A 17,444-nucleotide genomic window follows, 5' to 3' on the forward strand; every position below is an offset into this window, starting at 1 on the left:
AACCAATAAGAAAGCTGGTGTTCAAAATGTTTTGCAATAAGATTTTGGTTGCTTTTGACGGATCGGAATTATCTGAAAAGGCGTTGGACAAGGCAGTAAAAATCGCTCAAACCAGTCCGGATATTGCTCTGCATGTCATTATGGTTATAAAATTTAATGCATTTATAGCAGGCGCTTATCCCGTTACTACTGAAAATGTTTATGAATCCGACCTGTTGTATGGAAACGAGATTGTGAAGAGGCTGGAGGGGGAATTATCGCAATTGGAAAATCCTCATTCTGTTTCCTTGATTCAAGGCTCGCCGGAGAACGAAATTCTCCATTTCGCGAAAGAGCAGGGCTCCGACCTGATTATTATGGGCAGCCGTGGGCTTACGGGATTGAAGGAAATGCTTCTGGGTAGTGTTAGCCATTATGTTGTACAGCACGCGGAGGTTCCGGTTTTAATTATAAAATAGCTGAGTGAAAAGCCCGCATTGTTAATAATAGTGCAGGCTTCCTTTCAACAATGTGATTTATTTCACATGAAAATCAATTTCAAATGCACTGGTATCAGAAAGAACTCGTTTTTCTGCTTGCTGAAATCCATAGTTGGTATGGATAGAAGGGATCAGCGAGTAAGGAATGCTTTAACTTGGAGGGAATGAGAATGAAAAACGATCAATATCCGATGGAATCAGGTACTGCCCACTCCACTGAATTAAGTGCCGCACTGGACCGATTGACACAGGAGCACGGTGAATTAATGCAGATATTGTTGGATATGGAAGGCCAGGCCAAGCTGGCGGAGCAGGAAACGGACAAGAGAAAGGCAATCCAATCGCTTCTGCATCTGAGACTTTGGGTGAAAGCATTTATGCAAGAATTGGAACGTCATTCGGATTGGGAGAAGGAGGAGCTGTTTCCTTTTCTAAACGGTTACTTCCACCAGCAATCATCGCCTTCGATGATTCTTTCATTTTGGGCGCTTGAGAAGGATCATGAGCTAGCTGAGGAGTATATCCAATATTTTTTGAGGGCTGTTCATGAGGTTGGGGAGGATTCGGAGCTTGTGCAGCTGCACCAGGCATTGGCTTATCTGATTCATGCGTGCCGCATTCTTAAGGAGCACTTAGTTAAGGAAGAACAGCTTGTTTTTCCAATGACAGCTCAGGTTTTAACGGATTTGGATTATTTATTTTCCTGAAAATCGAAGGATCATAAAGCACGCATTATTCAAATATGTAAGGAGCGGATAACCATGAGACAAATTTTACATGGAAAAAATATGGAGATTACCCCGGTGTTAGGCGACTATGCAAAACGGAAGCTTGGGAAGCCTGACGATATGTACGATGTGGAAGGGGATATGCATATAACGTTATCCGTACAGGGACATAAGCATGAGCATACGGTGGAGGTGACGATTCGGTTTTATGGAATGACGCTGCGGGTGGAGGAGAAGCAGGACGATATGTATGCGGCGATTGATCTGGCAGCTGATAAGCTGGAGCGGCGGATGCGTAAGCTGAAGGAAAAGGTTCAAGGCAGACTGCGGAAGTCGGGACTTGAAATTCCGGAGCTTGCTAATATCGCAGAAGCTGAGCAGGCAGAAGTGGAGGACTTCGCAGTGGTTCGCAGGAAGAACGTGCTGCTGAAGCCGGTTGATGTGCAGGAAGCGATTCTGAACATGAAGCTGCTGGACCATGATTTCCATCTATTTCATAATCGGGAGACGAACCTGACGGAGTTAGTCTATAAGCGCCATGACGGCTCCTTCGGCCATATCGCTCAAGCCTGATTACGCGATAAGTCTTTATATTAAGCAGTTATGTCAATATATAATTAGTTGTGAGGATTGCAGCAAAGTATCAGGCTGAGGAAGCAAAAAAATATATCGATTGTGGAGGCGGAACTTATGGCTGTAAATAAGAAGCTGGAAGCTGCAGGCGGAACTCCGGCGCAGGAAGAAGTTAATCGGCTGGTTGAACATGCAAAGCGGGCGCTGCAGTCCTTCATGCAGTTGAACCAAGAGCAGGTGGATACCATCGTTCAGCAAATGGCATTGGCCGGATTGGACCGGCATATGGTTCTTGCCAAGCTGGCTGTGGAGGAAACAGGCAGAGGGGTTTATGAGGATAAAATCACCAAAAATTTATTCGCTTCCGAGTATATTTACCACAGCATTAAATATGGCAAAACAGTCGGTGTAATCGAAGATAATGTCTATGAGAATTATCAAAAGGTTGCTGAGCCCGTTGGCATTGTGGCAGGTGTGACTCCGGTAACGAATCCTACCTCTACCACGATGTTCAAGGCGCTTATCGCGATAAAAACGCGTAATCCGATTATTTTTGCTTTCCATCCTTCCGCTCAGAAATGCAGTGAAGCGGCTGCTCGAACCATGATGGAGGCGGCGGTAAAGGCAGGCGCTCCCGAAGGCTGCATTCAGTGGGTCGAGCATCCGTCCCTGGAGGCAACCGCTCTGCTAATGAATCATCCGGACGTGGCTTTGGTGCTTGCAACAGGAGGCTCCTCGATGGTAAAAGCCGCCTACAGCACCGGTAAGCCCGCACTGGGCGTCGGGCCGGGCAATGTCCCCTGCTTCATTGACAAAACAGCGGATTTGCAGCAAGCCGTCACGGATTTGATCTTATCGAAGACGTTCGACAATGGCATGATTTGTGCTTCAGAGCAGGCGGTTATCATTGAAGAGCCGGTCTATGCGCAAACCAGACATCTGATGATTGAGATGGGCTGCTACTTCTTAAATAAGGAAGAAACGGAAGCGGTGTCCAAGCTGGTCATTAATCCGGAGAAATGTGCCGTTAATGCGGTTATAGTAGGACAGTCTGCAGTGAAGATTGCTGAGATGGCAGGCATTCATGTTCCTTCAAATACGAAAATTTTGGTAGCCGAGCTGAATGGAGTAGGTGAAGCTTATCCGCTGTCCGCTGAGAAGCTGAGTCCGGTATTGGCCTGCTACAAGGTGAAGAATGCGGCCCAGGGCATCAGCCGGGCAGCAGAAGTAACAGCTTATGGCGGCATGGGTCACTCTTCGGTCATTCATTCCAAGGATGATCAGGTTATTGCAAATTTTGCAGCAGCTCTCCAAACTGGGCGTGTCATCGTAAATGCACCTTCTACCCATGGCGCAATTGGCGATATTTACAATACGAACCTGCCTTCTTTAACGTTGGGCTGCGGTTCTTATGGACATAACTCTACAACCTCGAATGTAACGGCGGTCAACCTGCTTAACATCAAACGCGTTGCTTACCGGACCGTGAATATGCAGTGGTTTAAGATTCCTCCCAAGGTTTATTTTGAGAAGGGCTCGACGCAATACCTTGAGAAAATGCCGGATATTTCCCGAATTCTAATCATAACCGACCCGATGATGGTAAAGCTTGGTTATGTAGAACGTGTGGAATATTATTTGCGGAAACGTAAAACCCCTGTGTATATCGAGGTTTTCTCGGATGTGGAGCCTGATCCGTCTGTGGAAACAGTTGAGCGCGGCACGAAAATAATGGAGGGCTTCCAGCCGGATTGCATTATTGCTTTGGGTGGCGGCTCCCCGATGGATGCGGCAAAGGCGATGTGGCTGTTTTATGAATACCCGGATACGAGCTTCCAATCATTGAAACAAAAATTTATGGATATCCGCAAGCGGGTTTATAAATATCCTTGTCTTGGGAGAAAAGCGAAATTTGTTGCGATCCCGACAACCTCAGGGACGGGCTCAGAAGTGACCTCCTTCGCGGTCATTACGGATAAACGCGAAGGCAACACCAAATATCCGCTTGCAGATTACGAGCTTACCCCGGATGTAGCGATCATCGACCCGGATTATGTGTACAGCTTGCCGAAAACAGCGGTAGCCGACACAGGTATGGATGTGCTTACCCATGCGATTGAAGCCTATGTATCCGTAATGGCCAACGACTATACCGATGGCTTGGCGATAAAAGCAATCCAGTTGGTTTTTGAATACCTGGAGAAATCTTGGGCTACAGGAGATTCGTTGGCGAGAGAAAAGATTCACATGCATCTACGATTGCAGGGATGGCCTTCGCCAATGCTTTCCTGGGAATCAATCATAGCTTGGCGCATAAGTGGGGCGGTGAATTTCATACCGCGCATGGCCGGACGAACGCAATCCTAATGCCGCATGTCATCCGTTATAACGCTCAAAAGCCAACCAAATTCGCCTCGTTCCCGAAATACGGCCACTTCATTGCGGATCAGCGCTACGCTGAAATCGCCCGTATTCTAGGACTTCCGGCGAGGACGACGGAGGAAGGCGTGAACAGCTTGATCGAAGCAATCCGCAAGCTGAATCAGGCACTTGGAATCCCTTCTTCATTCTCTGAGCTCGGAATTGATCCGCAGCTGTTCGAAACCCGGGCAGATGAACTGGCTGACCGCGCCTTCGAAGACCAATGCACAACCGCAAATCCGAGAATGCCTCTGGTAACAGAGCTGGCAGAGATTTACCGTAAAGCATTCTATGGGAAGTTTGAATAGAGAAGAGAAGGGCGGAACTCAAATCTCTGGCTACCTCAAAAACCTGCATTCATACATCCTTTTAACCGTCTTATCGTAGTATTATTGAATTCATGCAAATGTGCATCTTTTTTTTCATTCTTAGCTGAACTGGAACGTTTTCCATGAAAATTGATGTACTATCGCAGTTATTTTCTCCCAACAGCAAGCTTTTGAAGAAAATAACTGTATGTTTGCAGGATTTTACGGGAAGTGAGGGTCAGAGGAGGGAAAGTACTGATTTCAGGCAATGCACAAACGAATATCGTACACCGAAAACGCCGCAAGGCGTTTTCTTTTTGCACGTCACTGCGGCTTCAGAGAGTATCCTTCATAGCTTGCCTGATTGTGGAAAAAGAGCAGGACATCCTCTAAATTTGTCGAATAAAAGAACTAATGAATGAGAACATACGAGTACTGGAGGAGCATCTATGATTCGCGTCGTGTTGATTGATGATGAGGAACATGCGCTGGATATGCTGGAAATTATGCTGCTTGAACTCGGCAATGTGGATATTGTAGGCAAATATATGAATCCGCTGCAAGCTGTTCAAGACATTAAACAACTGCAAGTAGATGCCGTTTTTATGGATATAGAAATGCCAGTAATGAAAGGTGTGGACGCCGCACGTGCCATTCAAACGGTTCATCCGGGCGTGCACATTATTTTTACAACTGCCTATGCGGAGTATGCGATTGAAGCATTTGAAATTCATTCTCTCGACTATTTGTTGAAGCCGATCAAGCTGGAGAGGCTGCATCATTCGTTCAAGCGGATCGAGGAAGCTGTAACGGGATCGAATGGGGAACACGAGGTGAATGATGACCCAAGAATCTGCTGCATGGGTGGTTTCACTGTTCAATCGGGAAAAGCTGAGAGCACGCAATTGTCGTGGCGGACGAATAAAGAGAAGGAATTATGCGCATTTCTTGTCCATCGATCCGGCAGAGCCGTGGAGCGTGCCGTCATTACTGAAGCGCTATGGCCGGAATCCGATGCCGAGAAGGCGAGATCGTATCTGCATACTTGTATTTCGCTGCTTAGGAAAAATATTCGCGAGAGCGGCCTGCCAATTGCCGTCCAAAAAACGGGTAATGGTTATATGCTTGATTGCGGCAGCCTGATTTGCGATGTATTGGAGCTCGAACAGCTGCTCGACAAGCCGCTGGAAGAGACAGGTCTCGGCTTACAGCGGCTTGAGCGGATTGTTGCTCTGTACAAAGGAGATTACATGGAGGATTGCGGCTTCAATTGGGTGTATCCGAGACGGGAAAAGCTCTTGGACAAATATATACATTCGCTACGCAAACTGTTCCTGTTTTTCAAAAAGAAAGGCCAGTTAACTAATGCTAAGGAATGCTTAGGCAGGATCGTAGCCATCTCCCCAGATTCTGAGCAAGATAGCCGGGAGCTGATGAAGCTGCACATGGAGATGGGGGATCGAAAAGAGGCCATTAAAGTATACCGGCAGTTAGAGCTGGAAGTACGCGAACGTCTGGATGTTGAATTGGAACTGGAAACGGTCGGATTGTACCAGCAGCTGATTTCGTCCAATTTCCGGATCAGGAGCGGCCAATGAAACGGAAAATAGCGGCATTTCTCATTACATTTGCAATGCTCGTATGCACATACGGTACGATCCCAATGGTTTTGAAGCTTGATGATAACGGAGCACCGAAGGCGGAGTATGGGGTGCTCGATATATCCAACTGGCGGTTCGCTGAGGATGGAATAATTAAGCTCGATGGCCAGTGGGAGTTTTATCCTAATCAGTTATTGTCCGCACAAAACTTTGCTGAGGGGAGCGTTTCTTCCCTTCAGATGATTGCCGTACCGGGATCATGGTCAGACCGGATGGACACATTCGGCAGCGCAACGTATCGACTGCGTATCTATAACGACGCCGAACAGCGTATGTACGGGCTGAAAACATTGTCAATCCCCATGGCGAATCACGTATTCGTAAACGGTCAATCAATCGGGTCCAGCGGAAATCCGTCAGATGATCGATCTTATGATGGCCGGAATAAGCCATTCGCCGGCTTTTTTACTTTGCAGCCAGGAACCAATGAAGTAATTGTTCAGGTCTCGAATTACGATTTTCCTGCAAGCAGCGGGATTATCCATTCTATTTATTTGGGGTATGCCGATCAAATTGGGAAGTTGCAGAGCAAAGCGATAGCCTATGATTGGATCAGACTTACCGCTTTCATTATGGTAGGGCTTTATTTTATCGGCTTATATATCCAGCGCAGAAAAGATACATCTGTCCTCATGTTTGGTTTCATATGTTTGTTTATTGGCACTTTTACTGCATACCGCGGCGAGAGAGTGGTGTATGAACTCATCGATTTCATGCCGGGCTGGCTTTTTTTACGCATTCAATACATGTCAGTCATAGCAGCTGGAATGTCTTTGAGTCTCTATGTTTACACGGCGTATCGACTTTTTTGCTCTAAGCGGGTTATAAGGTTTATGCTGGGTTTAGGATGTATAATGCTCATCGGGTATGCCTTGTTTTTCTCCTATTTCCAACATATCGCGTTGCAGCCGGTAACGACGTTTTATGGGGTGTTTCCGATTTTTTATGCCCTTTATGTGTTTGTTTTGGCCGCCCTGCATAAAGTGGAAGGGAGCTTGTATTTGGCTGCTGCCGCTGTTTCCCTGAACCTTTATGCATTTGTGCAAAATTTGAATATCTATTTTTTTGTTCCGCTTTTCACATTTCCACCGGTGGAGCCGTTCATGTTCTTACTGATGCTGACACTGCTCATGTCACTTCGGTTTTCGAATGCGTTTAAGCAAAACGAGGAGCTGTCATTCCAGCTCATTCAGGCGGATAAGCTGAAGGATGAATTTTTAACGAAGACGGCACATGAGTTTAAAACGCCGCTGCATGGCATGATGAACATTGCACAGTCGGTGCTGGAGGACCATCGTTATCCGCTAACGGTTGAGCAAAAGGAAAATATAGGTATAATTACTACGGTTGCAAAGCGGTTATCTATGCTTGTTTACGATATATTGGACTTCTCCAAGCTGAAGCAAGGGGAAATGACAGTTAATCCTGTTCCAATTCATGCTCGATCAGCGATAGAAGTTATTTTGAAAATATTCGTATTTATGACCGGTGGAAAGCCGGTTCAACTCATAAACAGCGTGCCGCAGAATCTTCCATTCGTGTTTGCGGATCCTAGCCGTTTTCGGCAAATTATTAGTAATTTACTGGACAATGCGGTGAAATATACCGAGTATGGCACTATCGAAGTGGGTGCCGCGGAAAAGGACGGGATGATTGTCATTTTCGTCAAAGATACGGGTATAGGTATTGATGAGCAGGATCTATCTGTTATTTTCGAGCCGTTTAAATCGTTGAAGGTTGATTCTAATCAGAGTTTCGGTTTAGGTCTGCCGATTGTGAAGCAATTGTTGGAGCTGCAGCATGGGGAGATTCATGTGACATCGGTGAAAGGGGAAGGTACGGTGTTCACGATGAGTCTGCCGTCCGCTGGAGGCAGCACTGAAGGGGAGAACCCAGAAAACCGAGGGGGTGAAATTGAGTCTAGTGAGCTCCGTAACCCGGTTGAGCATGGTTATTCTTTTGTGACGCCGTATGTATCCGAGAGCAAGGGGACATTTACTATATTGGTAGTGGACGACCAATTTTCCAATCTGAAGGTGTTAATAGATCCGTTGGAACGGCTTAATTATACAGTTATTGCCGTCAAAAGCGGTGAGGAAGCCTTGCAGCAAATGGAAGGAGGACATTCAATTGATCTGGTCATTCTCGATCTGATGCTGCCGGGTCTGTCAGGATTTGATGTGGTTCGGGAAATTCGCAGGAAGTACAGCCTTCTGGAGCTTCCCGTTCTCATGGTTACGGCCTCGATCCAGCCGGAGGATAAAATAGTCGCATTTGAATCAGGGGCAAACGATTATTTGCCAAAGCCCTTCAATGTGGCAGAATTAAAAGCAAGAGTCAAAAGCTTGCTGATCATGAAAGAGTCGGTCGGCAAGACGGTTGATTTGGAGGTCGCATTTCTTCAGTCTCAAATTAAACCGCATTTTTTATTTAACGTATTAAATACGATTATGGCGCTTAGCTATACGGACGTTATGAAGTCAAGAAAATTGATAACGGATCTCGCCGATTACTTAAGGGGAAGCTTCTCATTCAGCAACATTCAGAAGGGTGTCCCGTTCAGCAATGAACTGGCCTTAATTCAATCGTATGTCGAAATTGAAAAAGCAAGATTTAAGGACCGCATCCAGATCGAATATGAGATTAGTGAAGCTGTGCAAAGTGTTATGCTTCCGCCTTTGCTCATTCAGCCGCTTGTTGAAAATGCGATTCGGCACGGCATTGGCAGCCGGCTGAAAGGTGGAGTTGTACGCATAAAAGGCTACGAAGCGGAAGGTCATTATTGGTTTGAGGTCGAGGATAACGGCGTCGGTTTGGAGCAGGAACGGTTGAGGCAAGTACTGATGCCTGATCCGGGAACCCAGCTAACTTCTCGTTCCAGTGTGGGTCTGCAAAATATAAGTAAGCGGCTAAAATTTATGTATGGCACGGATTTAAGCATCGAAAGCGAGATCGGCATCGGCACGAAAGTGACACTGAGGGTTCCGTTTGGAAGCTGACATCCATATAAAAAAACCGTCTCCTGATAAATGGTTGATAGTACCTCCATTTTGTCAAGAAACGGTTTTTTCTGTTTTACAAAGTTGGAAAGTGGCCCCTAGCCGTATTTGTATTCGTGGACACCGCCTCAGGCTTTTTCCTTTTGCAGCTTCGATGGATTGTTGATCTTGTAAGGCACTGGATGCTTGGTGAGCTTCTTGGCTACTATTTTGCCTTCAAAGGTGATTGTATCCCCAATTTCCAGCTCCAATTTTTTAAGCGTGGCACTGTGGCTGGACCAAGCTGAGCCGATTTGAGTTTCCGGATCAATAATGGAAACCGCCTCGTAGATGATTACTTCATCCTCATTATCGGAGAAGTTGTTGGGCACCGTTGTAAACTCCGTTACAGTAGCGATCATTTTCACCTTTTCTTCGGGAAGCTGAAGCTTGGGCGCCTTTTCTTTTTTGGCTTTCCCCTTCGGGGGCTCCTCGGCTTTCGGCTCTTCGATTTCAGGTTTTTCTTCTGCCTTAGCTTCTTCGATCTTGGCTTCTTCTGCAGGTGGAGCAGCCTCCTGCGGCGGTTCAAGCTCCAAGCTTTCAGGCTGTAGCGCTTCTTCCTCTGTCGGCTCAAGCTCCAAGCTCTCAGGCTCTAGTGCTTCTTCAGCTGCCGCAGCCAGCTTCTGACCATAATTCGCTGCCTGCATCTCCTTAAGGTACGAAGGATGGATGCAATGCCGCTGCTCGTTATCAAATTCGATCACTGCGGTTATTTTATCGACAAAGCCGATAATGGTGCAGGGCAGACTCGTACCATTTCTTTTGTAAAAAAATGCTTTAGTTTTGTTTGCTTTCTCTGAAAGTAAGCCCCATTCTTTGCATTGTTCAAGCTGTGCCGCCTCGTTTTCAAAGGCGTTATACGTATTGGGCTCAATGATGAACGCATGTACCATAGCTTCTCCGCCTTTCTGCTGCTTATACAGAAACATTTTATCACTTTAGCGGAGTACTTTCATTGTTTTGGGTCGAATGAACTTAACTTCCTATTAAATTGACCGATTCCCGTCCGACGATATTGTATCGATTTCCAGAACAGCTACCGCAACGTGAAACCCAATACCCTTCTAACTTGTATTACATATTTTCAATCGATCATTCCGCATTATTATAAAAGTTAAAAATTTCGTTGTTTAATCCTATTTCAGTTGCTATTCGTTGACTTGAATTTTCCAATATGCAATAATTTGTATTACAACATTTGAATTGGTATGGTGACTGATTGGAGATAGAATTATGACTGAAAAAGAAAAAATTTCGCAACTGATTTCCCGTGAGCTGTTACATAGGATCGAAACCGGAGAGTTCCTACCAGGATCCAAATTGCCAACGGAAATGGAATTGGGAGCACAGTTTGGCGTGAGCAGAGTCCCGATTCGTGAAGCGCTCAGCGTCTTGAGGGCGGCGGGTGTCATCAGCTCGCGTCAAGGGGGAGGAAGCTATGTTGAGGAGAGAATAGGCGGATCGGCATTATTGCATCACATTCGAATTGAAAATGATGATGCCGGGGTCATCAAACATTTATTCGAGATGAGAAAAATTTTAGAGCCTGAAGCTGCGTATTTAGCTGCACTTAGACGTACTCCGGAACAATTGGAACAAATGCATCAGGCACTGAATTGGCTCGAAATCGAATCTAGCGACGTAGATAAAATAGGGACAGAGGCCGACATTGAATTCCATCGCACGATTATTTTGGCGACACAGAATCCAATTATGATCCAAATGATGGAAAGCTTATCTGCCCTATATGAAAGAGCGTTAGAGATTACTCTCCGGCCCAATCTGGGCTTAAAAGAAAAGCGAAAAGCCGTCTATAAGGAACATCAGGATATTGTACTGGCCATCGAAATGGAAGAGCCGGAGCTGGCAAAAATCCAGTGTGCCATTCACTTGAAAAACGCGGAGAAAAAATTAAGCTTATTTTTCTAAACTTGCCTACTTAGTTGAACAAGGGGAGGGAGAGAATAAATTGAAAAAGGTAACGGATTCCCATGTGAAAGAGATCAGAAGCATAGTAAAAACCGGCAGAGTGCTGACGAATGAAAGCGATCGTTTCAGCTATTCGTTTGATGCTTCTTTTGGTACCTATTTGCCGGATGTAGTTATTCAGACTAAAAGTGTAGAGGAACTGGTCGCACTTGTGAAATTAGCCAATCGAGAGAAAATTCCGGTATATCCCCGTGGACAAGCGACCAGCTTAAGTGGGGGTCCGCTTCCGGTTCATGGAGGAATGGTATTTGATTTGTCCGTTATGAACGATGTGCTTGAAGTTTACGAGGAAGACCTGGTTGCTGTAGCATCCCCGGGTGTATTAACCTCCAATATTCATAAAGCGGCCGAACAGAAGGGGCTATTATACCCTCCGGATCCAAGCAGCTCCCACGTATCCACGATAGGAGGAAATTTGGCGGAAAATTCGGGTGGCCCACGCGGACTAAAGTACGGCGTGACCAAGGATTATGTCATTGGACTGGAAGTGATTACTCCAGAGGGGGAATTGATTCGGACAGGCGGCAGGACCGTAAAAAACGTTACCGGTTATGATTTGACCAAGCTGATCGTAGGCTCTGAGGGTACCCTGGGCATTATTACCAAAGCGATCTTGCGCCTGATTCCAAAGCCGCCGGCATCGGAAACGGTGATGGCTATTTTTGATAGCCTCGTTGATGCAGGGAAAGCGATATCAAAAATTCTCACCTCCGGAATTTTGCCCTCCAAAATGGAATTGATGGATCAAGCCTCCATCGTGGCTGTAGAAAACTATGAACCTTCAGGACTTCCCCGTGACGCGGAAGCGCTGATTCTCATCGAGCTTGATGGTCATCCCTTGGCAGTTAAAGACGAAGCCGAACAGGTATCGAAGGTATGTAAAGAGGCGGGAGCAAGAGAAGTTCGTATTCCCCAAACCCAAGCGGAAAAAGAAGAGGTATGGAAGGCACGGAAGCTGGTTTCTCCCGCAATTGTCAGGATTAAACCGACCAAAATCTCGGAGGATGCAACCGTTCCTCGAAGCCAAATTCCAGAAATGTGTCGTCGCCTTCAGGAAATCAAGATAAAGTACAATATCCATCTTGTCGTATTTGGCCATGCCGGGGACGGGAATCTCCATCCGAATATTTTGGCGGACAAATCCGATAAAGAAGAGATGAGACGTGTGGAGCAAGCCGTTGCCGAGATTTTCGAAACTGCCATTCAACTGGGGGGAACCTTGTCCGGAGAGCATGGCATAGGAACCATGAAGGCGCCATTTATGGAAATGGAGCTGGGGGCGGCCGGATTAGATATGATGAAACGAATCAAGCTGGCTTGGGATCCCAATCATATTATGAATCCTGGGAAAATCTTCCCTGAGCCGGGGCAAAAGTTGGTGTTAAGTGAATGAACGAAAATTTAGAGGCGCTGCGCAAAGAACTGAAATACGATAAGACCGATCCATGTGTTCAATGCGGATACTGTTTGCCGGCTTGCCCGACATATGCAACGATGGGAAAGGAAACGCATTCTCCGCGCGGACGAATCAATTTGGTGAAAATGGTTGGCGAGGGTAAAATTACGGATCTTTCTGTGTTGGAGGAACCGATGGATCTATGTCTGGGATGCCGCGCTTGCGAAACGGTCTGCCCTACAGGAGTAGAATACGGATCGATCCTGGAAGCAGCTCGGGCAGCCATCACACGAAGGAAAAAGTATTCCATTCCGGTACGAGCTTTGCGCAATACGTTATTCAAAAAGGTTTTCCCTAGCCGAAAAGCAATGAATCTCATAGGAAATGCTATGTGGATGTATGAAAAAAGCGGTGTTCAAAAGCTGGCAAGAAAAAGCGGACTCATGAAAAAATTACCTTCTCACTTAGGTGAATTTGAAGCAGTCACACCGCCGACGGTATCCCCGCTGGAGCGTTCAAGCCTCCCGCGTTTTACCCCGGCTAAGGGAACTAAAAAGTATACGATCGCCTTCTTTGTCGGTTGTGTGATGGACGCCATGTTTAGAAAAATTAATCAACTTTCCGTCAAGCTGCTCTCTGAAGCAGGATGTGACGTCATAGTTATCGAGAATCAAACATGCTGTGGGGCACTGCATGCCCACGCGGGAAAATTAGATGAAACTAAAATGCTGGCCAGAAGAAATATTGCTGCTTTCGAGAAGATTGAAGTGGATTTCATAGTTAATAATGCTGGCGGCTGTGGGGCGATGCTGGTTGAATATGATCATCTATTATGTGACGAACCGCAATGGGTGGAACGGGCGAAGAGGTTTACGGACAAATCGAAAGATATCTCTCAAGTTCTTGTTTTATGCGGCGGGCTTCCCTTTGCAAGCCACGCACCACAGCGCGTTACGTATCAGCGTTCATGCCATATGACCAATGTTCAGAGAGTGACCAAAGAACCCGTCCAGTTAATCCGAAGCATCCCAAATGTTGAGTTTATTGAGATGAAAGAGGCGGAGATGTGCTGCGGTTCAGCGGGAATTTATAACATCGTCAATTTCGATGCTTCTATGGAGATCTTGGATCGAAAGATGGAGCATGTGAACGACACGAGGGCAGCCACGATCATTACAACTAACCCTGGATGCTTATTGCAAATGAAGTTAGGTATTGAGAGGGAAAATAAGTCCGGCACCCTGCGCGCGCTCCATCTTGTAGAATTTCTTGCGGAAGCGGCAGAGATCGTATGAAATTGCGATTCACATAGAAGAAGTACTGCCCATCCAGGGCCATTCCTGTTCTGCGTGGTCCATAGGCTGTTGCTTCCTGCTGCCACGTTGGTCTACGTACGATCAAACTCAGCGTATATGCAATTGTGGCCATCCTAAAAGATATATTTGGAGTAAATGCCATACCTGTGGTATGTTTGTCCTTACGGATACTCGTTCCATACGGAGCAGTTCAAAAGCATTTGGAGATAAAAGGAGATTGAATGGCTTGAATAGTAATGAAGTAAAAATCGATTTGCCTCCCAACTATGAGGAATTAAAAAAATCTGTCAATCGAACGTCGAATTGGAGAGAGCGTTTAGATGCTGTTGAAGAGCTGGGCGGTTGGAAAAACAAACAAATCATTGATTTGCTGACGACTAGATTGAAAAGCGATGCCGTGTATAAAGTTCAAGAGGCGGCTTTCCGTAAGCTCAGAGAATTGGGTGAGGAAGTTCAATTACCGTCCAAAAATAAAGGCGAATTATTTAAAGGTGTAACTAAAATTTTGCTTAGAATTAAAAAGAGTTTGCCGGAAGGTCATACGTTTGAAGAGTTTAAAGAGAAGCTAAAAAAGATGAGACTCGATGTATACGATACGTACGAAGGTGAAAAGGGCGCTGACTTTGATCCATGGCTCGAAAGCACCTGGGCGTCATTGTTAGTAAGGTAGGCAGCATCATTATGAAAAGCACCCGCGAAAGGCGAGAAATCGGCCTGGTTGGCGGGTTTCTTTTTTTTGTGGATTTAGAGAAGATATATGGTAATTTATCTCAAAACAATTGTCCTCAAAAGCGAAAGCTTATGATACAATGGGAAGCACTATACCCGCCGTATGGAGGATGCTATGCCCCCGCGATACTCTTTTTTCATTAAGTTGATGATGTTTACCACACTGGTTAGTACGATTCCGCTTCTGTCTCTTGGCATCTATTCCTTCTTCCAATCAACTTCTACAGTCCAAACCAAGGTTAACGAAGCAAACGTTTTCATCTTGCAGCAGTCGCAAAACAGGGTCGAGCAAATTCTTAAAGTAATTGACCAGGTGTCCGGTCGTTATGCCGAAACACCATTTGTTGTTAATTCAGTGGCGAAGCGTATGAAAATTGAAGATTTTCAGGATATCGAATTGCTTGTTAGAGGTCTCCTGGGTGTGCAAACGTATGAACTGGGCGTTAAGTCCGTGGAGCTGCACAGTCTTCAGAACGAATGGTATATCAAAGACGGCGGCTTTTACTTTGGTACGGATAAAGGGAAGGAAGCCGGGACATTCAATTCCGTCTATAACTCCCGATGGATGCCGGATATGGATCAAACCTTCTCGGGCATTAAGCTGGTGAAGCCTATTCCGTCAACGGCTTCCGAGCAAAAGGGCTATTTATCCGTTCGTGTGTCCAATACGGAGCTGGCCAAGCTGCTGACAGGAGGTTTTTCAACGCGGGAAACGATGATTATTGACGACAAGATGAATGTCATTATCCACAGCAACACGAGTCGAATCGGTCAAAGCGTCCTGTCTGAGCCGTGGTTGAAGGAATTGCAGAACACTCGCAATATGCAGGGCTATTTCAATAGCACTTTGCAGGGTAAGGACTACAGCGTGATCTATAATCAGTCGCGGTACAATAATTGGACCTATGTATCGGTAATTCCTTTAGAGGAAGCGAAGAAGGAATCTGCATCGATTGGGTGGGCGACTTTAACGGCATGTCTGCTGTTGCTGTTGTTTACTGCGCTGCTAGCTTATTGGGGCTCGAGGCGGATGTCCTTCCCCGTACGTAGCCTGATGGAATTTACGATGCGTCACAGTAAAGCGTCCGGCTCAGGAGCTGCAGTCAAGGATGAGCTGCAATGGATCGGTACACAGTTCGCTTCGCTGCATCAATCCAAAGAACAGCTGGAGGGTCAAATGAAGATTCAATCGGGTCAGCTCATTGATTACTTCATGCTTAAGCTGTTTCAAGGCGAGATGCATCGCGGTGAGCTGAATGAAAAAGCAAGTCAGTATCATATTCCTGCCTGGCACCGGTATGCTGTAATGGTTCTGCAAATCGATACACTGGAGCAAACGCGGTACAATTCCAATGAGCAGGATCTGCTCTTGTTTGCGATCAACAATATCGCTTCCGAGCTGATCCCGCAGCCCCAGCGGATTCATGCAATGCCTATCGGCAATTATCAGGTGACCTTGGTCGGCAGCGATGTAGAGAATCACAGGGAGCTGTTGAGCGATTTGAGCGCTCTTGCTGAATCGGTACAGAAGGCAGCAGCTGAATTTCTGGAGCTTAAAGTCAGCATAGGAATTAGCCGGCCATATGAGCATATGTATGCAACGCATCAAGCGTTTCTAGAAGCCAAAGAAGCTCTGCAATACAGATTACGTCTTGGGGAAAAAGCTATTTTGCATTTGGATGACCTGAAGCCGCAGCAAGCGTCCCGGCATTACTATCCGCATCACCTGGTGTCAGAGCTAACACAGGCGATTGCCTTTCTGGACAGGGACAAAGCGGGTGAGCTGCTCCAACAGTTTATTCAAGAAGTGCTTCGGGTAGAAACCGACCCTAACCTTTATCGTATGTCCTTCGCTATGCTGCTGACGGATTTGGCTCGGGTTATTTATGACATGGGGGATACAGGAGAACTATTTTCCCAGGATCGCCGCAATGAGTATGAGCAGCTGTTCAGCCTAAAGACACCACAAGAAATCGAAGGCTGGTTCAATACTCAGATTATTCATCCTATGATCGAGCTGACACGCAAACGGCATGAATCATCCGGCAAAAGCATCTCCCGCTCAGTGATGGATCTGATCCATGAGCATTATGATAGCGACCTGACCCTTGAGCAGTGTGCGCTGCGGATGAATTACAGCACCCATTATATTCGTCGGATGTTCCGTAAAGAAACCGGGCTTAATTTCAGCGACTATTTATCCGGATACCGTCACGACATGGCGAAGAGCTGGCTGAGCGCTACGGAAATGAAAATTACGGAAGTTGCTGAACGCTTGCAGTATACCAATGCGCAAAATTTCATCCGTCAGTTCCGCAAGCTGGAGGGGATGACTCCGGGTCAATACAGGGAGCAGAAGCAAAAAGAGCTTTAGCAGCTGCTGTGTAACCGCTAAGAAAGCTTAACTTCCTCACTGAGCTAAAGCTTGGAGTAGAGTTATCGTTTCTAGAAGTTGGACAGATACTAGCTAAAGCTACTGTATTGAGAAATTACCAAGCTATGAAGTACCTTAGCGGAACTGAAAGTTCCGCTATTCAATCTGTCTCGGCAAATTGGAGACGATAACGGAAGTCGGAATTCCGTGAGCGACCGGGCAAGGTCGTGTAATTTAGCAGGTGGAACCCCTGCTTGGTAGAACGTGCAGCCGCGTTGCCAATAGCGAGTCTTGGGCTATCAGCAGTAATGTTGAGTGCTAAGCGTAGACAGTCAGGCAGTAGGCCTGAAAAGTGACGGAGCCCCGAAATTGACTAACATTGAGATAGGCCGACGGTATGCGGAATCTGGAAGGCAACATCTACACAGACGC

At 46.3% G+C, this 17,444-nt stretch carries 11 protein-coding genes and 1 pseudogene; 11 read left to right on the forward strand and 1 reads right to left on the reverse strand.

The annotated features are described in order from the left end of the window. The first annotated feature begins 26 nt into the window (after positions 1-26). The 6 genes and pseudogenes from NV381_RS35355 (at position 27) to NV381_RS35380 (ending at position 9,169) form a co-directional block, all read left to right on the forward strand. Positions 27-458 (forward strand): universal stress protein, encoded by a 432-nt coding sequence (locus tag NV381_RS35355; protein WP_258217969.1) that lies wholly within the window; start codon positions 27-29, stop codon positions 456-458. A gap of 191 nt (positions 459-649) precedes the next feature. After that, positions 650-1,186: a hemerythrin domain-containing protein gene (locus NV381_RS35360; protein WP_258217970.1), complete on the forward strand. Its 537-nt coding sequence runs from the start codon at positions 650-652 to the stop codon at positions 1,184-1,186. Between the two features lie 54 nt (positions 1,187-1,240). Further along, positions 1,241-1,780, forward strand: coding sequence for a ribosome hibernation-promoting factor, HPF/YfiA family (hpf, locus tag NV381_RS35365; RefSeq protein ID WP_258217971.1), 540 nt, complete (start codon positions 1,241-1,243; stop codon positions 1,778-1,780). Between the two features lie 117 nt (positions 1,781-1,897). After that, positions 1,898-4,509, forward strand: a pseudogene (gene adhE, locus NV381_RS35370) (bifunctional acetaldehyde-CoA/alcohol dehydrogenase). 449 nt (positions 4,510-4,958) lie between these two features. Next, positions 4,959-6,107, forward strand: a complete 1,149-nt coding sequence (locus tag NV381_RS35375) for a response regulator (protein ID WP_258217972.1) — start codon at positions 4,959-4,961, stop codon at positions 6,105-6,107. Then, on the forward strand, positions 6,104-9,169 hold the full coding sequence (locus tag NV381_RS35380; RefSeq protein ID WP_258217973.1) for an ATP-binding protein: 3,066 nt from the start codon (positions 6,104-6,106) through the stop codon (positions 9,167-9,169). Before NV381_RS35375 ends, NV381_RS35380 begins: the two co-directional genes overlap by 4 nt. A gap of 128 nt (positions 9,170-9,297) precedes the next feature. Here NV381_RS35380 and NV381_RS35385 read toward each other — a convergent pair whose 3' ends face one another. After that, on the reverse strand, positions 9,298-10,101 hold the full coding sequence (locus NV381_RS35385; protein WP_258217974.1) for a hypothetical protein: 804 nt from the start codon (positions 10,099-10,101) through the stop codon (positions 9,298-9,300). A 340-nt stretch (positions 10,102-10,441) separates the two neighbouring features. Between NV381_RS35385 and NV381_RS35390 the strand changes: the two genes are divergently transcribed. The 5 genes from NV381_RS35390 to NV381_RS35410 all read left to right on the forward strand — a co-directional run bounded on the left by NV381_RS35390 (position 10,442) and on the right by NV381_RS35410 (position 17,012). Further along, positions 10,442-11,137, forward strand: a complete 696-nt coding sequence (locus NV381_RS35390; RefSeq protein ID WP_258217975.1) for a FadR/GntR family transcriptional regulator — start codon at positions 10,442-10,444, stop codon at positions 11,135-11,137. Positions 11,138-11,177: 40 nt separating this feature from the next. Then, positions 11,178-12,590, forward strand: a complete 1,413-nt coding sequence (locus NV381_RS35395; protein WP_258217976.1) for an FAD-binding oxidoreductase — start codon at positions 11,178-11,180, stop codon at positions 12,588-12,590. Beyond that, entirely contained in the window at positions 12,587-13,888 is a 1,302-nt protein-coding gene (locus tag NV381_RS35400) for a (Fe-S)-binding protein (protein WP_258217977.1), read from the forward strand. The genes NV381_RS35395 and NV381_RS35400 overlap by 4 nt, the downstream gene beginning before the upstream one ends. A 247-nt stretch (positions 13,889-14,135) precedes the next feature. Beyond that, entirely contained in the window at positions 14,136-14,579 is a 444-nt protein-coding gene (locus NV381_RS35405) for a HEAT repeat domain-containing protein (RefSeq protein WP_258217978.1), read from the forward strand. A 174-nt stretch (positions 14,580-14,753) separates the two neighbouring features. Beyond that, complete coding sequence (locus tag NV381_RS35410) at positions 14,754-17,012, forward strand: helix-turn-helix domain-containing protein (RefSeq protein WP_258217979.1); 2,259 nt, start codon at positions 14,754-14,756, stop codon at positions 17,010-17,012. Positions 17,013-17,444: the final 432 nt, after the last annotated feature.

The sequence above is a fragment of the Paenibacillus radicis (ex Xue et al. 2023) genome, from assembly GCF_024722015.1.
GTDB lineage: Bacteria > Bacillota > Bacilli > Paenibacillales > NBRC-103111 > Paenibacillus_S.

Bases quoted from the DNA above. Each gene is read 5' to 3' on its own strand.
- NV381_RS35380 (WP_258217973.1), top strand. From the start codon at position 6,104: ATGAAACGGAAAATAGCGGCATTTCTCATTACATTTGCAATGCTCGTA.
- hpf (WP_258217971.1), top strand. From the start codon at position 1,241: ATGAGACAAATTTTACATGGAAAAAATATGGAGATTACCCCGGTGTTA.
- NV381_RS35375 (WP_258217972.1), top strand. From the start codon at position 4,959: ATGATTCGCGTCGTGTTGATTGATGATGAGGAACATGCGCTGGATATG.
- NV381_RS35385 (WP_258217974.1), bottom strand. From the start codon at position 10,101: ATGGTACATGCGTTCATCATTGAGCCCAATACGTATAACGCCTTTGAA.
- NV381_RS35360 (WP_258217970.1), top strand. From the start codon at position 650: ATGAAAAACGATCAATATCCGATGGAATCAGGTACTGCCCACTCCACT.
- NV381_RS35355 (WP_258217969.1), top strand. From the start codon at position 27: ATGTTTTGCAATAAGATTTTGGTTGCTTTTGACGGATCGGAATTATCT.
- NV381_RS35400 (WP_258217977.1), top strand. From the start codon at position 12,587: ATGAACGAAAATTTAGAGGCGCTGCGCAAAGAACTGAAATACGATAAG.
- NV381_RS35390 (WP_258217975.1), top strand. From the start codon at position 10,442: ATGACTGAAAAAGAAAAAATTTCGCAACTGATTTCCCGTGAGCTGTTA.
- NV381_RS35410 (WP_258217979.1), top strand. From the start codon at position 14,754: ATGCCCCCGCGATACTCTTTTTTCATTAAGTTGATGATGTTTACCACA.